The 21,648-nt window shown below is 30.9% G+C and carries 9 protein-coding genes; 6 read left to right on the forward strand and 3 right to left on the reverse strand.

The window, feature by feature from the left end; all coding sequences use genetic code 11:
• Positions 1 to 126 precede the first annotated feature (126 nt).
• Together WHD08_RS12080 and WHD08_RS12085 are read left to right on the forward strand one after the other, a co-directional pair.
• Positions 127 to 1,404, forward strand: a complete 1,278-nt coding sequence (locus WHD08_RS12080) for an alginate export family protein (protein ID WP_208890654.1) — start codon at positions 127 to 129, stop codon at positions 1,402 to 1,404.
• Positions 1,405 to 1,813: 409 nt separating this feature from the next.
• Positions 1,814 to 2,464, forward strand: coding sequence for an HAD family hydrolase (locus tag WHD08_RS12085; protein WP_208890653.1), 651 nt, complete (start codon positions 1,814 to 1,816; stop codon positions 2,462 to 2,464).
• Between the two features lie 170 nt (positions 2,465 to 2,634).
• Here WHD08_RS12085 and WHD08_RS12090 read toward each other — a convergent pair whose 3' ends face one another.
• The 3 genes from WHD08_RS12090 to WHD08_RS12100 all read right to left on the reverse strand — a co-directional run bounded on the left by WHD08_RS12090 (position 2,635) and on the right by WHD08_RS12100 (position 10,166).
• Positions 2,635 to 4,263: a sodium/sugar symporter gene (locus WHD08_RS12090; protein WP_208890652.1), complete on the reverse strand. Its 1,629-nt coding sequence runs from the start codon at positions 4,261 to 4,263 to the stop codon at positions 2,635 to 2,637.
• Positions 4,264 to 4,710: 447 nt separating this feature from the next.
• A complete protein-coding gene (locus WHD08_RS12095; protein ID WP_208890651.1) occupies positions 4,711 to 5,820 on the reverse strand; it encodes a T9SS type A sorting domain-containing protein in 1,110 nt (369 codons plus the stop codon).
• A gap of 182 nt (positions 5,821 to 6,002) precedes the next feature.
• Positions 6,003 to 10,166 (reverse strand): hybrid sensor histidine kinase/response regulator transcription factor, encoded by a 4,164-nt coding sequence (locus WHD08_RS12100; RefSeq protein WP_208890650.1) that lies wholly within the window; start codon positions 10,164 to 10,166, stop codon positions 6,003 to 6,005.
• Positions 10,167 to 10,691: 525 nt separating this feature from the next.
• Here WHD08_RS12100 and WHD08_RS12105 point away from each other — a divergent pair.
• The 4 genes from WHD08_RS12105 to WHD08_RS12120 all read left to right on the forward strand — a co-directional run bounded on the left by WHD08_RS12105 (position 10,692) and on the right by WHD08_RS12120 (position 21,293).
• Positions 10,692 to 12,164, forward strand: a complete 1,473-nt coding sequence (locus tag WHD08_RS12105) for an arylsulfatase (RefSeq protein ID WP_208890649.1) — start codon at positions 10,692 to 10,694, stop codon at positions 12,162 to 12,164.
• A 110-nt stretch (positions 12,165 to 12,274) separates the two neighbouring features.
• Positions 12,275 to 14,866, forward strand: coding sequence for a fibronectin type III domain-containing protein (locus WHD08_RS12110; RefSeq protein ID WP_208890648.1), 2,592 nt, complete (start codon positions 12,275 to 12,277; stop codon positions 14,864 to 14,866).
• A 24-nt stretch (positions 14,867 to 14,890) separates the two neighbouring features.
• On the forward strand, positions 14,891 to 18,034 hold the full coding sequence (locus tag WHD08_RS12115) for a glycoside hydrolase family 2 TIM barrel-domain containing protein (protein ID WP_208890647.1): 3,144 nt from the start codon (positions 14,891 to 14,893) through the stop codon (positions 18,032 to 18,034).
• A 193-nt stretch (positions 18,035 to 18,227) separates the two neighbouring features.
• The gene (locus WHD08_RS12120; RefSeq protein WP_208890646.1) at positions 18,228 to 21,293 is read left to right on the forward strand and encodes a glycoside hydrolase family 2 TIM barrel-domain containing protein; all 3,066 of its coding nucleotides are present in this window, start codon (positions 18,228 to 18,230) and stop codon (positions 21,291 to 21,293) included.
• The last annotated feature ends 355 nt before the right edge of the window (positions 21,294 to 21,648 follow it).

Raw genomic sequence — 21,648 nt, forward strand, 5'->3', positions numbered from 1 at the left:
TAAAAAATTTAAAATATTCTTTTATGCTAGCCATAAATATGACATTTATCACAAAAAAGATGTTTTAGTCTTTTTATATTACACCTTAAATAAAAAATAAAATCAGAACTTAAAATAGAATTAAAAATGAAAAAACAATACATAGTTTTAGCGTTGTTGTTAGTGAGTTTCCAATTTGTAAACGCACAATTTACGTTAGATGGAGAGTTTAGACCACGTACAGAATATAGAAATGGTTTTGGAAGTTTAATTCCGGATGCAGCAGATGCAAGTTTTGGAATTTCTACAAGAGTACGTTTAAATACGAGCTACATGACCGATAATTATTGGGTATATGTTAGTTTACAAGATGTAATGGTTTGGGGAGAAAATAGACAAATTTTGCCTTACGATCAAAATAATTCTTTTGCCGTTTTTCAGGCTTGGGCAGAATTAAAGTTAGGCGAGAATACTTCTACAAGAGTTGGTCGTCAAGTTTTATCTTATGATGATCAAAGAATTTTAGGAGGTTTAGATTGGGCGCAGCAAGGTAGAAATCACGATGCTGCTTTATTAAAGTATAGAAAGGAAAATTTCATGTTAGATGTTGCTTTAGCATTTAATCAAGATTACTCAAATCCAACCGGTTTTCAATCCGCAGGAACTGCGTACAACACAACAGGTTATTTCTCATATAAAACCATGCAGATGTTGTATATGAAGCAAAAATGGGAAAAATTATCTGGTAGTTTATTGTTATTAAACAACGGTTTTCAAGAATTTGATGCTGTAACAAATGAAGCAGACGGCGTAAGTAATTTACAAACTTTAGGAACGCATTTAGAATACAAAGATGGAAGTTTTGGTTTGTCTGCAAATGCATTCTTACAAACAGGAAAACGTCAGGGAGATGTTGATGTAAAAGGCGCTTATTTAGTAGGTTTGGACGCCACTTACAAAGTAGCTCCAAAAGTAGGTTTAGGAGCCGGTTTAGAGGTAATAAGTGGTAATGATGGCGCTGCAGGAGAAACCGGAGCTTTCTTTCCATTATATGGAACAAACCATAAGTTTAATGGGTTTATGGATTATTTCTATGTAGGTAATCATGCAAACTCAGTTGGTTTGGTAGATTATCATGTAAGCGCAAAATTTACTATAAATGATTCTTCTAGTTTAATGGTAAAAGCGCTTAATTTTAGAGGAGAACAAGCCTTAGCAAGTGGAGAAAAATCTTTAGGAACAGAAATAGACTTGGTTTATAGTAAGAAATTTAAAGGCTATTCTTTAGCACTTGGGTATTCTCAAATGTTTGCAAGCGATGGTATGTATGAATTAAAAGGAATTACAGAAACTGCTGCTGCAGGAACACAAAATTGGGCTTGGGCAATGTTGGTCATTAAGCCTAAGTTTTTAAGCGGAAAATAATAAAGTAGTACAGTAAACTATTAGTATTATAATTCCTTTTAGTGTTAAGAATTATAATAACTAATGTTTTTAATCCCTCTTTTAGAGGGATTTTTCTTTTAGATAATATTTCTAGTGTCTACTAAAAACATCACGTTTTTAAGTTGGCTTTATGAAATTCAATTTGGTTAGATAGAAACTATTACGTGAAGATTTGAATTACGAATATTTTTTTAAAAACGATTTTTTAACATACAAAATACTTAAAAACAGTTAGTTGATAGAGTCTTGTTTCTTATGTCTTTTAGAGCAGCGGTCTTAATTCTTTTTAAGATACGCTAATGATAGATTACTTTATAAAATAGAGCAGAAAATCTTTATTATTTTCAACTTTTAATCATGATATTATTAGTAATTTTATCAAAAAAAAATGAAGTATAAAGCTGTTATTTTCGATTTAGATGGAACGCTTGTTAACTCAATAAAGGATATTGCCGATGCAATGAATATTGTACTCGAAAAACGCAAATATCCTACTTACAATTATGAAACTTACAAAACTTTTGTAGGTAGTGGAGTTAGAAGTTTGGTGGTAAAGGCACTTCCAGATGAAAACCCTAAGGATGAAGAAGTAGCAGCATGTTTGAAAGATATGATGCAGGTGTACAGTGCAATTTGTACTAATAAAACTGAACCTTATGAAGGGATCTTAGATTTATTACATCAATTAAAGGCTAAGAATATTAAAATAAGTGTGCTTTCTAATAAAGAAGATACTTTGACTAAAAAAATATCGGCCTTTTTGTTACCAGAATTTTTAAGTCCGGTTTTAGGATTGAAAGTTGAGGTTGATAAAAAACCAAATCCGAAAGTAGCTTTGGAAATCTGTGATGAAATACAGATAAAACCAGAAGAAACTATTTTTGTTGGCGATACAGATGTAGATATTCTTGTTGCTAGAAAAGCAAAAATGCTTCCCGTTGGTGTGTCTTGGGGATTTAGAGATAAAAAAGGATTGATAGAAGCTGGAGCAGCGCATATTTTAGAACATCCATCAGATTTGATGAAAATTATATTGTAATACCAATTTAATATCCTTCGACATGCTCAGGAAGATATTTTTGAGTTTTAATTGTTTTACGAGATTATATAATTTAACTGGTATACTATATCTAGTATAGAATGAATTGAATAAAAAAAATCGTCTAAATTTCTTTAGACGATTTTTGTTATAAACTATTTCGATAACTCTTACCAGAATAAACAGTACAATACGGTTAATAAAATACACACTGTAATAGATCCCATATTAAATAATGGAGACGTTTTAAATAAGTCTTTCGTAATTTCAATTCCTTTAGGATCATCTGCTCCTTTATTCTGAATATTACTCATTATCATAATAATAGCCAAAGTTAAAAGCGTTGTAATCCCCATTTGATGCATCCAAGGTTCGAATACTGCAATTGGAATAAACTTTAATGCCAATGCAATCGGAATTGATAAAATCGCTCCCCAAATTGCTGCATTATTGGTTGTTTTTTTCCAAAATAAACCTAACATAAATACTGCTAAAATACCAGGACTTACAATACCTGTATATTCTTGAATGAATTGAAATGCTTGATCAATACCACCTAATAATGGCGCAACAATTACTGCAATAACCAAAGCAGCTGCAGCAGAAATTCTACCCACATTTACTGTAGTTTTATCATCTGCATTTTTGTTGATGTATTGCTTGTAAATATCCATGGTGAAAATGGTAGATGTAGAGTTTAACATCGAAGCTAAAGAAGATACAATTGCCGCTGCTAAAGCTGCAAAAGCAACACCTTTTAATCCGGTTGGTAAAAATTGTAACAACCAAGGATATGCTTTATCAGCTTGATCTACAGAAGGTACATTTAACATACCCGCTTCACCTAAATTAGCCATAATAGCTGGATCATTTACCATTACATACGCTGCAATACCAGGAATTACTACAATTAAAGGAATTATTAATTTTAAAAATGCCGCTAATAAAATTCCTTTTTGAGATTCTTTTAAAGATTTAGCTGCTAAAGTTCTTTGAATAATATATTGGTTGAAACCCCAATAGTACAAGTTGGCAACCCATAAACCACCAACCAATACCCAGATACCAGGTAAGTTTACATAGTTATCATTAGATTCTTCTAAAATCATGTGGAATTTTTCTGGTGCTGCTTCCCAAACTTTAGAGAAACCAGCTAACATTCCTTCTCCTCCAGAAACCGTATTTAAAGCTAAATAAGTAGTTATCAAACCACCAAAAACTAAAAATACTACTTGTATTACGTCTGTCCAAGCTACTGCAGATAAACCTCCGTATAAAGAATACGCAGCTGCAAATAATGCTAAACCAATTATAGCGTACATCATATCTACGCCCATAATGGTTTCAATAGCCAAACCTCCTAAATACAGTACAGAAGCAAGGTTTACAAAGATGTAAAGTGCTAACCAGAATACTGCTAAGATGGTTTTAAGATTGGTAGAAAAACGTTTTTCAACAAATTCTGGAATGGTATACAATCCTTTTTCAATAAAAATAGGTAAGAAATATTTACCCACAATGATTAATGTTAAGGCTGCCATCCATTCATAAGAAGCAATTGCAATACCTAGTGCAAAACCAGAACCAGACATTCCTATAAATTGTTCTGCAGAAATATTTGCAGCAATTAAAGAAGTACCAATTGCCCACCATGGCAAAGATTTACTTGCCAAGAAGTAGTCTTCTGCATTTTTTTGGTGTCCCTTTTTATCTCGAGAAACCCATAAACCTACACCTAAAATTAAAATGGCATATGCAATAAAAACTACATAGTCCCACATTTCAAAACCTGCTTTCATTATTTATTATAATTTGTTTATTACTTAATGGCTATTACATGTATTGCTTAGCCGCACACTGATACTAATTATTGTTATAAAATTATAAATATGCCTCAAAATAAATTAAGAGGCATACTGCTATTGGGGGATTCATATTTTGTCTAACTCTTTTCTTGGAGTTTTAATTTTTACACTGAAAATTACCTTCATTATGTAGTTCTCTATGCTTTACAAACGTATTGTTAATTACTTGTTAAGAGGGTGGTGATTTGTATCTAAATGGGAGTAATTATGTTACATTCTAAATTATTTCCCTCCTTAATTGATTGATTTTTACAAGTTGTTTTAATCAATTTTAAGATTCATTTATTTTAATTAAGTTGTAACTTCTATTAGTAGACCAAAAAATAAAGGGTAAGAAGTTTTAAACTTCTTACCCTTTACCAAATTCAAATAATAATTATGTTATTCTTTAACCACTTTTAAGGTTTTTACTTCTAAATTGTTCGTATCAGTAGCTTTTAATAAATAGATACCAGCTTTTAAATCACTCATATCTACACTGTTTGTTACTTTTTGAGAAAGTACTTTTGCACCTAATATATTATAGATTTCTACAGAAGAAACAGTATTTGTAGAAAAGTATAAAACATCTTTTACTGGGTTAGGGAATGTTTTAAATGTTTCTTTAGATAATTGGTTAACTGCTAAAGTGCCGCCATTGAATAATTTTGTAACATCTGCATCTGAAATAGCTTTTTTATAAACTTGAATGTTATCCATTCTAGTTTGTAAATCTGCAATTCTTCCATCAGATCTAAGGCCATTAGTCGTAAATTCTCCAGTAGTAGCGTCTAAATGGTCTGTTGTAGCATTATGATCTTGTCCTGTAAAACCTAGATAAATTTTTCTGTTATTCCACTCTCCACTAGCTTGAGCGGCATCTGAAGTACTTGCTAAAGCTCCATCTACATAAAAACGATACATTTGATCTGAAGCTGTGTATGTTAATACGATATTTTTAAAAACTGGTAGAACGGTACCATATGGAAATCCGCCAAAAGCTAATCCCATACCACTCGTATATCCACCATTTTTAGAAGTTATTCTATCAGATTTCCATACTCCAGTAGATTCCTCACCTACTATCGTAATAAAACCACAACTAGTACTTCCCATTTTGTGACCAAATTGTTTGTAATCTAATCTAAGCGTAAAGTCATCAGCACCCAAAGCATTTTCGTCAATTATAATATGACCTGTATAATCTCCTTGAAAGGTTTTACTAGAACTATCTGTATCTGTAACAACAGTGTTTGCAAATTGAGCACGGTCAATAATCTGACCACCTGCTCCAGAATCACTAACATATTGAATAATATCTCCTCCAGCACTATCAAAAATATACGAGCTTTCTGCAACATACGCTAGAACGTTTTCTGTTGGCTCTACATGTGTTACTCCAGTTGGTAGGCTAGATAAAGGGTCAGTACCTTCAAAGTCTATTGTAAATTCTTGTGAAAACCCTAAAAAGCTAACACATAGTAAAGTAAGTAAAAAGTAATTTTTTTTCATTTTGTTTAATTTAAATAGTTAATCTATGCTAATTTAAAAATAAACAAAATGAGATAGGGCATACTATTGTTTCACAATACGGTAGGAAATGTTGCATCTTACTGTAAATTAGGTTATAAGAAGGTAAGTATAGGTGTTCTTATCTGAATTTATGTATGTTTGAACAGTAAAAGTATGTTTTTTTAAGAATCGTTATCCATAAAAGAAGTGTCACTATTTTCAATAGGTTCTTTGTGTTGTTTTATGTACTCTGAAGGACTAATGCCGTATTCTTTATTAAAACATTTACTAAAGTACTTTTGATTATTAAAACCTGTTAAGTAGGCAACTTCAGAAATGTACATACTATTTTTCTTTAACAGTTGTTCGGCACGTTTTAGACGTATTTTTTTTATAAAATTAACAGGTGTTTCGTTTAGAATAACCTTTAGTTTTCTATATAAATTTGCTCTACTCATACCTACTTCTGCAGCAAGGTATTCTACACTAAATAAATGGTCTCCCATAGAACTCTCTACAATACCGACTAGTTTTTTTATGAATTTTTCATCATTAGATTCTACTTCAATTTCAGAAGGAGCTGCTGTAATTACTTTACTATATTCGTTTTTAAGCTGTTTTCTAGATACCAAGGTGTTGTTAACTTTCCATTTAACAAACTCCATACTAAAAGGTTTTTCTATATAATCATCGGCACCCATAGATAAGCATTCTATTTTTGTGTCTGGAGAATTTTTAGCAGTTAGCATAAAAATTGGAATGCTTTTAATTTTTGGATTTTGTTTTATTCTTTTTAACATAGAAATACCATCTTCTACTGGCATCATAATATCACTTATAACCAATTTTGGTTGTTCTTTTAAGACAATATCATAGCCTTCTTTTCCGTCTGATGCTTCTAATATATTATATTGACTTATTAACTCTTCTTTAAGCATTGTTCTTAATTCAGAATTATCATCAACAATTAAAATAGTAGGTTTTGCACTGTCTTTTGGAGTTGTTTTTTGATCGTATTCGGAAGAAATTTCTTCTATAACTTGAAATTCTGAATTTTTAATAAAGTTTTTTAATAACGGTGTACTTGTTTTTAAAATTTCATTTTTATGAAACCTTTTTTTACTAATTGGTAGGTAAAAAGTAAATTCGGTAAACTTGTTTTCTTCACTTTCTGCAAGAATAAGTCCATGGTGTCTTTCTATTAGTTTTTGAACCAATTCCATACCAATTCCTGTACCCGGAATTTGATTACTATAGGGTTTTGTTGCTTGGTAATATCTATCAAAAATATGTACTAAATCTTTTTCAGGAATACCTACTCCGTTATCTTTTACAATACATTTTATGTATTCGCTTTTAGGAAGGTTTAAATTAGTAAGCTCTTGGTCTTCTGTAGAAACTATTTTTGTTTCAACACTTATTTCTCCTCCTTCTTGAGTGTATTTGAAAGCATTTGATAATAAATTAAAAAGTATTTTTTCTAAAATATCTACATCATACCATGCTTTTTTAGCAGGTTCGTCTGAAGTAAAGTTGTATGTAATATCATAGATTTTTGCAAAATCATTAAAGGCATTTTTTATAATGCTTACATCTTTTATAATATCATTTTTAGAGATGTTTAATTTGAACTTTCCTTGGTCAAATTTTCGGATATCCATTATCTGATTTATAAGCCTGTGCATTCTTAATGTATTATTGTAAATACGTTGAGAGGTAAGTGGACTTAGGGTAAACTTTTTTTCTTTTACTACTTTTTCTATCGTACCAAGAATAAGTGATAATGGTGTTCTTAATTCATGAGAAATGTCTGTAAAAAAGATCATTTTCATTTTATTAAGCTCATTATCCTTTTCTCTACTCACAGTTTCTTTTACAAGGTTTTGTTTTAATCGGTACCATCTTCTAATTAATTTAATACTGATAAAAATGAGTATTACGCTAATTAGAAAGTAGGTTAAATAAGCCCAATTAGACCTCCAAATAGAAGGCATTATTTTAAAAGTTAGTTCTGTTGGTATTTCATTCCAAACACCATCGCTATTAGAACTCTTTACTTTAAATTTATATGTACCAGAAGAAAGATCATTGTAATTTGCATTTCTATTAGAAGCACTTGTGTATACCCAATAATTATTTAGACCTTCTAACATATAAGCATACTCATTTTTATATGGAGTTGTTAAGTCTAAAGAGGAAAAGTTTACTACAATATTGTTTTGATTATAAGGTAGCGTAATTGGTTCTTTTGCATCTACATTTAAGTGATTAGAAATGTGTAATTCTGAATTTATCTCGTTACTTTTTGTTGCTCCGAGTGTTGCAAAACTTGTGATTACTGTGGTTGGTAAGACACTTTTTTGAAAGAAATAATTGCTATGAACTGTGTAAAAACCTTCTGCACATCCAAAATAAATGGTGTTTTTACTATGGTTTGAAGCGCTAGAATTAAAACTAAACTGACTTTCTTTAATTCCGTCTTCAATTTTAAAGGGAATAAATTTTTCTGTTGTTAAATCAAAACGAACCAAACCATCTTGTGTGCTTAACCAAATATTACCATCGTAGTCTTCTTCTATAGATGAAATAGTATTAGATAAAACTCCATTTAATTTTCTAAAACTTTTAAAGCTATTTGTTTCTTTAACGTATTGGTTTAAACCGCCACTTCTTGTTCCAACCCAAATATTTTTGTTTTTATCTTCATACAAGCTTAAGATTGCATTAGATGTTAACTTATTTTCTATAGTTGGTGTATATTCTTCGATTGTTTCATTGTTTAAATCTACTTTATAGAGACCTTCTCCCCTTGTTCCTATCCATAAATTTTGATCTTCAGTTAAAAGAAAAACTGAGGTATGGTTTTTAGCCAGTCTTGTAATAATATCTTGTTTAAATTTAGATATCTCATTCGTGTTATTTATAATATCTACACCACCGTTCCAAAGTGCAACCCAAATTTCGTTTTTATTAATTACTTTAATATCAGTAATTTCATTTTTATAAGTTTTTAACTTTGTTAGTGCTAGCTTATTGGTGTCATTTTTATAAGGTTCAGATTCAAATAGACTATTACCTGATGTTATATAAAGTTTGTCCTTCTCATTATTAAATGAGATATGTTTAATATTACGGATTCCAGTTTCTATTTTTGTTGATGTGTTTTTTCTAGTATTATAAGTGTAAAGACCTGTATTCATACCTACTAAGATATTATTAGGAGCATAAAAGAGTAAGCAATTTGTTAAATCATTAGCTATATTGTTAGGTGCTTTTATTTCGTTATACTCAAAAATAGATGTTCTTACTCTGTATTTGTTAATACCTTTTAATGAGCCAATCCAGAGGTTACTATAAGTGTCAAAGACAATAGAAGTAATAAAGTTATTTTTTAAGTTTCCACTTTCAGATTCTTTAGAGTATCTAACAAAGGTGTAGTTATTATTACTTCTAGTTCCTTTAAACAATCCACTTCTAGTTCCTATCCATAAATCTTCATTATTGGGGCTTATTGCTAATGAGGTTAGTGTAGTTTGTTCTTCTATAGAATTCGTAAAGTCAGGGTAATCTTCTATAGTTTCTACAACTAAATCTGCTTTGTTATATTTTAAAATAAAAAAACCGTGAGGAGTAATTACAGCAAACCTATTGTTTCCAAGGTCTTTTACACTAACAATTTCTTCTTTAAAATTTGTCTCTGTGTAAGTGTTATCTTCATTTAAGATAAAAAAACCTTTGTTTGTCGCTATCCAATATCTCCCAAAATCATCTTCTATCAAAGAGTTTATCTGTGCCTTTAGTTTTGAGGCTGCAATACTGTTTGTATAGTTTTTTGTACTGTTTATTTTTTCAAAGTCTTTGTTACTATCTATTTTAAGTAGTCCTATTCCTTTTAATTGAATAAAAATTTTTCCGCTTTTACTTTTGTATAAAACTTCTGAAGTAATGTTTTTATTAAACCCTTTAAACTTATTTTCTTTTCTGTTAAAGTGAATCAAATAACTCTCACTACCAATCCATAAATTTTTGTGCTCATCTTCTACTATAGAATTAATACTATTATTAGGTAGCGAAAAAGGTTCAAAAGCATCTTGTTGATAAGACACTAAATTGTACCCATCATATCTAAATAGCCCATTATTACTTCCTATCCATAAGTAACCAATACTATCTTCAAACAACACATTTATCTTTTTATTAAATGCAGAACCTTGTATTATTAAGTCATTAAAATAAGGTTCATTTTTTTGTGAGAAACTTATTGTAGCAAAAGTTAGACATATAAACAGGAATATTTTTTTTAATAGTGGTTTACAGGTTATAATCTTTGGTAGTTTTATAATCATAAAGTTCATTATTAATAGTTTCTGTACGGGTACTATAATATTATCTATTTTACCTTAATTCTATAGATGCTTAACGGAGGATAAATGTTGCATCTTGGTGTTGTATATGTTGCAAAATTAGATTATTTGGGTTGATTTATTCCTTTTTTAGTGTTTTTTAATTAATTGAACCACTGATTTACTTCTCTTTGCATGTTTTTCTGTTGCTTTTTTTCTAGTACTTAGCAAATTTTGTTAATTAAATTTTGGAAAAAAGTATGAATAAGTCGCTAAATATATAAGGGGTTGTAAAATGCAACAAAATTAGTGTCTGTAAAATGAGACGTTGAATAAGGTTAGAGGTGTTTGTTGATACTGTACTGGGGTTTTAATGTTGCGTTTTTTGATTTTTTGTGATATTTGGCTAAAAATGCAACATTAAGAGGGTGTTTTGTATATTTTTAAATATTCTTTTAATAATATATTTGAACCTAGCGAATTTATTTCGTTATGCAAATCAGTAAATTAAAGTAAAATTAAAAGGAAATGAATAAAAGTTTAAAATTTCTCTCTTTAGCGTTGTTAGTCTTCACTGTGATTTCGTGTGGCTCAAAAAGTTTAACAGAAAAAAGTAGTTTACAAGAGGTAGATACGTCTTTAAGAAAACCAAACATTATCTATATTTTAGCAGATGATCTTGGTTATGGAGATTTAGGTAGTTATGGACAGACAATGTTTAAAACACCAAATATTGATAAATTGGTTACCGAAGGTTTAATGTTTACACAACATTACGCAGGTAATACGGTTTGTGCACCTTCAAGATCTGCTTTATTAACAGGTCAGCATACAGGGCATACGCCTGTTAGAGGAAACAAAGAAATTATGCCAGAAGGGCAATACCCAATTCCTGAGAATACATTCACTTTAGCAGAATCGTTAAAAAAAGGTGGTTATGTAACAGGTGCTTTTGGTAAATGGGGATTAGGATTTCCTGGTTCTGAAGGAGATCCTGTTAACCAGGGGTTTGATACTTTTTATGGATACAATTGTCAACGTTTAGGTCATAACTATTATCCAAACCATTTATGGTCTAATAGAGATTCTATTGCTTTAACAGGTAATGATAATGGTAAAAAAGAACAGTATGCTCCTATTTTAATTCAGGAAGAAGCTATTCAGTTTTTAGAAAAAAATAAAGACACCACTTTCTTTATGTATGTGCCTACTATTATTCCTCATGCAGAGTTAGCTGCACCAGAACACTTAATAGAAAAGTATAGAGGAAAATATTTACCAGAAAAGAAATTTAAAGGAACCGATAGTGGTCCAGAATTTAGATTAGGTAAATACGAATCTCAAGACGAATCTCATGCAGCTTTTGTGGCTATGATAGAAGTGATGGATACGCAAGTGGGTGAAATTATGGCTAAAGTAAAGGCTTTAGGTATAGAGGATAATACTATTATTGTTTTTGCTTCAGATAATGGACCTCATGAAGAAGGAGGAGCAGATCCAAAGTTTTTTAATAGTGCTGGTCCTCTAAGAGGAGTTAAAAGAGATTTATACGAAGGAGGAATTAGAGTGCCAATGGCTATTAAATGGCCAGGAAAAATTAAACCAGGCACTAAAACAGATTTAATCTCTGCTTTTTGGGATGTGTTTCCTACATTTTCTGAAATAGCAGGTGTAGAGGTTCCAGAAAACTTAGATGGTATTTCTTTCTTACCAACATTATTAGACAAACCAGAAGAGCAAGTACAGCATGATTACTTGTATTGGGAATTTCACGAAAGAGGAGGAAGACAAGCCATCAGAAAAGGAGATTGGAAAGCTGTAAAATATAATGTTTTAAAGAAACCAAATGCACCAATGCAATTGTATAACCTTTCTATAGATATAGGAGAAAAAAATAATATTGCAGATGAACACCCAGAAATTGTTGCTCAAATGAAGGCTTTGTTTTTAGAAGCAAGAACTCCTTCGGATGTGTTTACTTTTGATCAAGTTTCTTTTTAAAAAGAGAAGCTTAAAATAAAATAATAAAATTTTACTTGTAGTTAGAAATTCTTTGTTTCTAACTACAAGAATATTTTTAAATAGATAAAAATTAATTCTTCTTTCTGTTTATGATTTTAAAAAACACCTTTTTTATTACATTATTTAGCATTCTTTTTGTGCACACTATTTTGGGGCAAGATTTAAAAAAGATAAATATTACTACCAATAATGGGCATGCTATAAAAAAAGGAGCAAGTGGCTTTAATGTTCGTATAGCAGACAAAATTTGGAGTTATACACATCCAGATTTTGTACAATCTGTAAAAGAATTAAAACCAGGTTGGTTGCGTTTTTTTTCGGGTACTATGGGCGATGCTTTTAGTAGTGCAACAGGTCAGTATGATTTAGATTACATTTCTATGTTAGATCATGAAAAACCATTTTTAAAAGGGTTTAGATATGTAAAGGTAAAAGGACCACACAGAGTTGTCGATTTATATGAACTTTTAAGTGAAGTAAACGGTAAATTAATTATTACTGTAAATGCATTTACAGAGTCGCCAGAAATGATTTTAGAATTGGCTCGTTTCTGTAAAAATAACAATATAGAAGTAGCTGTTTGGCAATTTTGTAACGAACCTTATTTTTACGTTCCAAACAGAAATAGATTTTGGTGGAATGATGGTTTTGACTATGCTGCTAAAATGAAACCTTATGCAGAAGCTATTCAACAAATTTTTCCGGATGCGCAATTAACCCTTAATTATACTTGGGATGGCGTTTGGACTTTTATGAAAGAGATTAACCAATATCAAAAAGAACATGGAGTATATTGGAACGTTTTTTCTAAACATTCTTATGCGCCACATACAGGGAAAAAAGATACGCAAGAACAAGCTTACAAACGTGCAAATACCAAATTATTAGAAGCAACTTCTAGTAATGCAATGTCAGAAATTGAAGATTATACTTGGAAAGATGTGCCAATGGTAATTACAGAATTTGGTGTTTGGAACAAACCTTTAAATGGTATTTATTCTAGTATTTATAATATTGAATATGTAATGCGTCAATTAGCACATACAAATACACAATATGTAGGTGCGCATGAGGTAAGTAACAAATATTACCCAGGTAAAGGAATGGGGAATGTAGTAGAAAATGCATTCGAAAATAAGTTGAAAATTGAAACAGATACGGTTTTAACAGGTATCCGAAGAGATTTAGAAGGTAAAGCTTATAAAATTTATAATGAAGCTGTTAATAATTCAGAATACTTATATCATGTAGAAATTGCCAACAATGTACAAGTTGATGGTTTAAAGAATACAAAAGTAAACGGAATGTTTGCGCAAGGATATAAAGGGAGTAACGGCTATAATTATTTAGTGGTAAGTAATAGAAGTGCTGTTGCAAATCAATATCAAATTAATATTGATGAAAAGTTGTTGAAAGACAATTTATCGGTGACTTATATTGCAGCAGATTCTCTAAATACAAGAGATACAGAAATTAAAGAAACTCAAATTAAAAACGGAATTCTATCTGTAAAACCTTTTAGTTTATCTGTTTTAAAATGGAAAACAGATTCTTACAAATTAGAGCAACCAACCATTTATAAAGCTACCGTAGAAAAAGAAGGTGTTTTATTAAAATGGGGCGCTATTGCAAAAGCGAAATCCTATAAAATTCATTATGGTACGGATGCTTCAAACTTAAGTGAAACAATTAATGTATCTGCTACAAATACTTTTTTAGTGAACGGATTACATCCGAAGAAAAAATACTTTTTTAGTGTTGAAGCACAGAATGATGAAAAAATTAGTGAGCTATCTAACACAGTTTCTGTAACATATCAATTACCTATTAAACCTGAAGTTTTTAAAGTTTCAAGAAGAGATAATAGTGTCACTTTATTCTGGAGAAGTGTTCCAAATGCAACGAGTTATTTAATTAACTATGTTGATGCAAACAATAAAAGTATTGAAATAGATACAGACAATGTTTTTGGATATAGAATAGAAGATTTAAAAGATAATACAAATTATCAATTTACAGTTACCGCATACAATGGTTTGGGTAAAAGTATTTCTTCAGAAAAAGAAAAAGTATTTGTTTCGTCTAGAGTGCCATATAGTCCTAGAAATGTATCTGCAATACATAGTGCATCAAATTCAATTGAAGTAAAATGGCATCCACAAGCTAAAGTATTGTCAAACACTTCTTATAATATATATAGAGGTACAGAATTACATGAATTTACAAAAGTTGCAAGTGGTATAAAAGATACTGTTTATGTAGATGCTTCTATTAAAGAGAATACACAATATTATTATACGGTTAAAGCAGAAACAGAAGTTGGTGAGAGTAATTTTCATCCTAATATTGCTACCGCTTTTTCAAAAGAAAAAAATAATCAGGTTAAAATTCAAGTTGTAGAAACTCAAAAAGAAGGGTATTTGGTTAAAGTAGTTTTAAATCAATTAAAATTAAAACCAGAAGATTCTTTCGGAGCAATTATTAACAATGTTTCTTACTTAAATGTAGAGCATATTAAAATTTTAGGAATCCCAGACGCAGAAAGGAATAAATCTTTTCATGTTTTTATTCCTAATTCAAAAGTAAAAGTAAATTCAAAATACGCTATAAAAGCCTTTGTTGTAAAAGGTGGTAAGCAAATTGAAAGTGCCATTGTAAATCAGTTTATCAGTAAAAATTAAACCATCACTTAATTATCTATCAAAATGAAAAAATCTTTATTAATCATTATTGCCTTAGTTGCTACTTTCACTTCATGTGATAAGGGCGACACGAAACCTATTTATGTAGCTGATAAATGGGAAAATCCAGAATGGGAAAATCCAGAAATTTATCAAATAAATAGAGAAGAGCCAACAGCTTCTTTTTATAAGTATGCAGATGATGCAGCTGCTTTAAAAAATGAAAGCTGGAAAAATTCATCTTTATATAAATCTTTAAGCGGAACTTGGAAATTTTACTATGCAGATAGTGTACAAGCAAGACCAACAGATTTTTATAAAGCAGGTTTTGATATTTCTAATTGGGATGATATCGAAGTACCATCTAATTGGGAATTAAAAGGACATGGAATCCCTATTTATACAAACAGAACGTATATGTTTCCTCCAAATCCACCTTATATTCCTCATAACTTAAATAACAACGGAAGTTATAAAAAGGAATTTGAAGTTTCTGAAGACTGGGATGGAAAAGACATTTACTTACATTTTGAAGGTGTAAGTGGTGCTATGTACATTTGGTTAAACGGACAAAAAGTGGGTTATAATGAAGGTAGTAAAACTGCTGCTGAATATAAAATAACAGATTTTGTTAAAAAAGGAAAAAACGACTTAGCTGTTCAGGTTTTACGTTGGTCTGATGCTAGTTATATGGAAGATCAAGATTTCTGGAGATTAAGCGGTATTGAGCGTGACGTATATGTGTACGCTGCTAATAAAGTAACTTTAAGAGATTTTAGAGTAACGTCTGATTTAGAAAAAAATTTTAAAGATGGTATTTTTAAAGTAGATTTAAAAGTTGATAACAATACTGCAGAGGCAACTCAGCAAGAAGTAAAAGTACAATTATTAGATGGTGATAAAGAAATTTATGCAGCTACTAAAAACGTACAATTAGCAAAAGGAAGAAACGTTGTTGATTTTGCAAAAAATATTCCTAATGTAAAAACTTGGAACGCAGAACACCCTAATTTATACACACTTTTACTAAGTGTAAACGGAGAATCTACTGCTATAAAAGTAGGGTTTAGAAACATTGCTATTAAAAACATGCAGTTTTTAGTAAACGGAATGCCAGTATTATTAAAAGGGGCAAACTTACACGATCATAGTGATACAGAAGGACACGTTATTTCGGAAGATTTAACCTTGTTAGATATGAAAGTGATGAAAGAAAATAACTTAAACGCAATACGTTGTAGTCATTATCCTAAAAACCCACACTTTTATAGATTGGCAGACAAACACGGTTTTTATGTAATTGATGAAGCAAATATTGAAACGCATGGTATGGGTACTACCAACCAAGGTTTAAATAACAATAAGAAAGATCAGGCAGTGCATCCAGCATATTTACCACAATGGAAAGGAGCGCACATGGACAGAACAATTAGAATGTTTGAGCGTGATAAAAATTACCCTTCAATTATAACTTGGTCTTTAGGAAATGAAGCAGGAAATGGTGAAAACTTTGTTGCAACTTATAATTATTTAAAAGAGCAAGACAATACCAGACCTACACAATATGAAGGAGCTACGCAGTATTCTAATACAGATATTCAAGCGCCAATGTATTGGACAATTGATAGAATGGTACAATATGCAGAAGGTAACCCAACACGTCCATTAATTCAGTGTGAATATGCACACGCAATGGGTAATAGTGTAGGTAATTTACAAGACTATTGGGATGTTATTGAAAAGTATGATATTATGCAAGGTGGTTTTATCTGGGATTGGGTAGACCAAGGAATTTTAACTAAAAATGAAGAAGGCGAAGAGTTTTGGGCGTATGGTGGAGATTTAGGTGCTGGTCACTTACATAACGATAAAAACTTCTGTTTAAACGGAATTGTAAATCCAGATAGAACAGCACATCCTGCTTTATATGAAGTTAAAAAAGTATACCAATACATTAAGTTTAAAGAAGTAAATATTAAAAAAGGAGAAATCGAAATCAAAAATATTTATGATTTTACAAACTTAAATACGTTAGATTTCTCTTGGACTTTACTTAAAAATGGAGAAGAAGTAGCAAATGGTGCATTGCCAGTTTTAGATATTGCTCCTTACACTACTAAAAAAGTAAAAATCGATTTACCTAAATTAGACGATGCAATTGCAGAATACCATGTAAATGTATATGCTAAAACTAAAACTGCTACAGGTTTATTGCCAGCAGGTCATGAAGCAGCGTATGAGCAATTTGCACTTACAAGCCCTAAAACTAAAACTGTTTTAGCTAAAAATGATGGTTCTTTAAAAGCAGATGCAGATGCAACTTCTATTAAAGTTACAGGTAACGGATTCAACTTGGCTTTTAGTAAAGAAAACGGTGAGTTAACTACCTTAGATTATGGAAACGGTAATGTATTGTTAAAAGGAATTAAAGCTAATTTCTGGAGACCAACTACAGATAACGATTACGGTTTTAAAATGGGTAAAAAAATGGGTGTTTGGAAAGAAGCTTCTAACAACCAATCTTTAACATCTATAGACAGTAAAACAACTGCTGATAATACTATTTTGGTATCTGCAACGTATGCATTAAGTCCTGTAAAAGGAAAATTAGTTATTGATTATACGATTGATGCAGCGGGTAAAATTTTAGTAAACACTACGCTTTCAGAAATCAATACAGAATTACCAGTTTTACCAAGATTCGGAAACAATTTTGTAGTTAAAAACGAGTTTAATAATGTAGAGTGGTTTGGTAGAGGTCCTTTTGAGAATTACCAAGATCGTAAAACAGCTGCTTTAGTAGGTGTTTATGAGGCTTCTGTAAAAGATTTATATTTCGCTTATATTCGTCCGCAAGAAAATGGGTACAAAACAGACACACGTTGGGTAACATTTAAAAACGAATCTGGAACAGGAATAAAAGTAACGGCTACAGATTTAATTTCTTTTAGTGCACACCATCAATATAATGAAGATTTTGATGCAGGAGATGAAAAAACACAACGTCATACTACAGATATTAAACAAAGAGATTTAGTAAACATCAATATAGATTACGGTCAAATGGGTGTTGGTGGAGATACAAGTTGGGGTAGAATGCCTCACAAACAATACCAAATTAATGCTGGTAATTTAAGTTATAGCTACACCATAGAAGCTATCAAGTAATAAAAGTAATTTTATAATGAGGTTGTCTAAAAAGGATTAAATCTTGTCATACTGAACTTGTTTCAGTATCTCAACTTATTGAGGTTTAAACTTCATAAGAATCTGAAATAAATTCAGATTGACAAAACAGCTTTTTAGGTAGCCTCATTTTTATATTATAAATATGCTTAACTACATTTAAAATTTAAAAGATATGCGTATAAAAAATTTAATAATCCTTTTTGTTTTTAGTTTTATATTCTCTGGTTTTTCAACCGATAAAAACCCTAAAGATAAAATTGTACAGCGACTTAGTTTTGATAGCAATTGGAAATTTATTCAACAAGACATTACAGGAGCAGAAAAAGTTACCTTTAATGATGCCTCTTGGAGAACTTTAAATTTACCACACGATTGGAGTATAGAAGGAGAATATAGTGAAAACAATCCAATGGGAGCTGGAGCAGGTTATTTACCAGCAGGTTTTGGTTGGTATAGAAAAACCATTACAGTACCAGAGAATTGGAAAGGAAAACACGTAGAAATTGCTTTCGATGGTGTTTTTATGAATAGTACAGTTTATGCAAACGGACAAGAATTAGGAACTAGACCTTATGGTTGGGTTTCTTTTGCCTATGATGTTAGCGAGATTGCTAAAACATCAGAAACTATTACGTTTGCAGTTCGTGTAGATAATGACAAACAACCTGCTGCACGTTGGTATACAGGTAGCGGAATTTATGCACATACTTGGATTGATATTAAAAACAATACTCATGTTAAAAGAGATGGGATTTTTCTTAGAACAGAAGGTGATAAAGTTTTTGTAGAAACAGAATTATTCACCAAAGAAAATGAAGGCAAAGTAACGTTAATAACTTCTATTATTGATAAAAATGGTGTTGAGGTTGCTTGTGATAAAGATAAAATCAAACTAGAAAAAGAAGGACTTGTAAAAACGGAGTTAAGCATTAAAAATCCAAACTTATGGTCTGTAGAATCGCCTTATTTATACACTTTAAAAACGGAGTTACTTATTGGTAATAAGGTTGTTGATGTTGTAGAAACTAAATTTGGTGTTAGAGATATTGAGTGGATTGCGGAGTCTGGAATGTGGATTAACGGTAAAAACGTAAAATTACAAGGAGTTTGTAATCACCAAGACGCAGGAGCTTTAGGAGCTGCAGTACCTTATAAAATTTTAAAGTTTAGAGTACAGCAGTTAAAAGATATGGGAGTAAATGCTATTAGAACTTCGCACAACCCACAAACACCAGAATTTTATGACATTTGTGATGAAGTAGGAATGATGGTGATGGACGAAATTTTTGATGGTTGGAAAAAGAAAGCCAAAAACGATTACGGCGCGCATCATTTTGATGAATGGTGGAAACAAGATTTAACAGATTGGATTAAGCGTGATAGAAACCATCCTTCAATAGTTATTTACAGTGTTGGTAATGAAACTGGTGGTCCAATTGCTAAAGATTTAGTAGCAACTTGTAATCTTTTAGATCCTACAAGACCTGTAACTTCTGGTCACTCTGGTTCAGATCACATGAATGTTTTAGGAATTAATGGAGGAAGTGAAAAGAAAGGATTTATGGAAAATCTGGCAAAAAATCCGAAGGATAGAGTTTTTATAGGTACAGAAAACACACATACTTGGCAAGTTAGAGGGTATTACAGAACTAAAACTTGGTATAGAGATGGATTTCCAAATAGAAATAACACCTACGAAATTCCTGATTTAACTGAAAAAGAAGTTTTTACTCACGATTGGATTCCAGAAGCTGGAAGAAAAAACAGAAAACAAATTTTTAATTCTAGTTATGATAATGCAACGGTTCGTGTTTCATCTAGATTAAGTATTGAGCAATTACGTGATGTTCCTGCTTATGCTGGTTCTTTTAGATGGACAGGTTACGATTATATTGGAGAAGCTGGTTACGTGCATGGTGGTTGGCCTTTTAAAGCTTTTATGGGAGGAGCAATTGATTTAGCAAATTTTGAAAAAGACTTGTTTTACTTATATCAAAGTCAATGGACAACAAAACCAATGGTTCATATTTTACCACATTGGACACATCCAAAAGTAGCGTTAGATACTGAAATTCCGGTTTGGGTATATTCAAATACAGAAGAAGTAGAATTGTTTTTTAATGATGTTTCTTTAGGAAAACAAAAACCAGGAACCGCATGGGATGAAATGCAATGCCAATGGATGGTAAAATGGCAACCAGGAACATTAAAAGCAGTTGGGTATAAAGATGGTAAAGTAGTTTCAGAGAAAATTATTAGAACTGCAGATCAACCTTCTAAAATTAAATTATCTGTAGACGGAGAAGCGTTACAAAATAGTTTAGATGATATTGTTCAAGTACGTGTAACAACTACAGATGATAAAGGAGAGTTTTATCCGTATGGAGAAAATAGAACTTATTTTAATGTGTTTGGTGGAGGAAAAATAAAAGCACTAGATAATGGAAGTCCTGTAGATGTAGAACAACATGTTGGACCAAATCATAGAGTAGCATTTTACGGATTAACACGTGCGTATATTTCTGCGACTGATGAAAAAGGAGCTGTTAATTTATTAGCAAGTTGTATTTTAGGAGAGAAAAAATTAATCACTTCTAATAAAGTAAGTATCGATACAGAAATGATCAATTTAAGAGGAAATAAAATCAACCCTAAAATTGAAGTGTATTATACTACAAACGGAGACATACCAACAACAAACTCTACCGTTTACAATGGTGCTTTTGATATAGAAATGGAAACAACCGTAAAAGCATTAATTGTTGTTGATGGAAAAGAGACACAAATTTTAGAAGAGAAATTCGGAAAAGGTGAAGGTTTCACTTGGAATGAAACTTTAGAGAATTTAGGGCAAATTGGTGAACAAGCAGAAGAAGCAACGTTAGTGAATGCAACAGTTTCATTAAAAGGAAAAAACTTTAACGGAAAAGGTTTTGTAAGTCTTGCTAAAAAAGGAGCTTCTATTTCTTGGTATCAAGAAAATGATGGAAGTGCAGGTAATGCAGAATTAACGATTCGTTATAGCACCAAAATTAAAGATAAATCTGGAGCTTACATAAAAGTAATTGTAAGTGATAAAGTTGTTCGTAAAGAGGTTTTATTATCTAATACGCAGCATTCTGGTAATAACTGGAAAACGGTTAAAATTCCGATTAAGATTGGCCGTGGAGCAAACACAATCTTGATTGAGTCTTTAGGAAATGATGAGGTTTTAATTGATGAAATTCTGATAAAGTAAATTTTTAAAGGAGTAATAAAACTTTTGTTTATTTTGATATAAGCAAATGTAAAAGAGGTTATCTAAAAAGGATTAAATCTTGTCATACTGAACTCGTTTCAGTATCTCAACTTACTGAAGTTTAGACTTCATAAGAATCTGAAATAAATTCAGATTGATAAAAAAAGGCTTTCTAGACAACCTCTTTTTATTGCACTAATAAGTCTTTTATCTAGCATTAGACGATATATACTTCTAAGCTTCAAAATAAATATCGTTATTTTAAATACTGCAACATTTGTTACCCCTAATTGATATTTATAGGATCTATTAAGAATGCTATAATTGATACATTTGTAAGGAAACCCATGTCCGT

It is taken from the genome of Polaribacter sejongensis (assembly GCF_038024065.1).
Taxonomy (GTDB): Bacteria; Bacteroidota; Bacteroidia; order Flavobacteriales; family Flavobacteriaceae; genus Polaribacter; species Polaribacter sejongensis.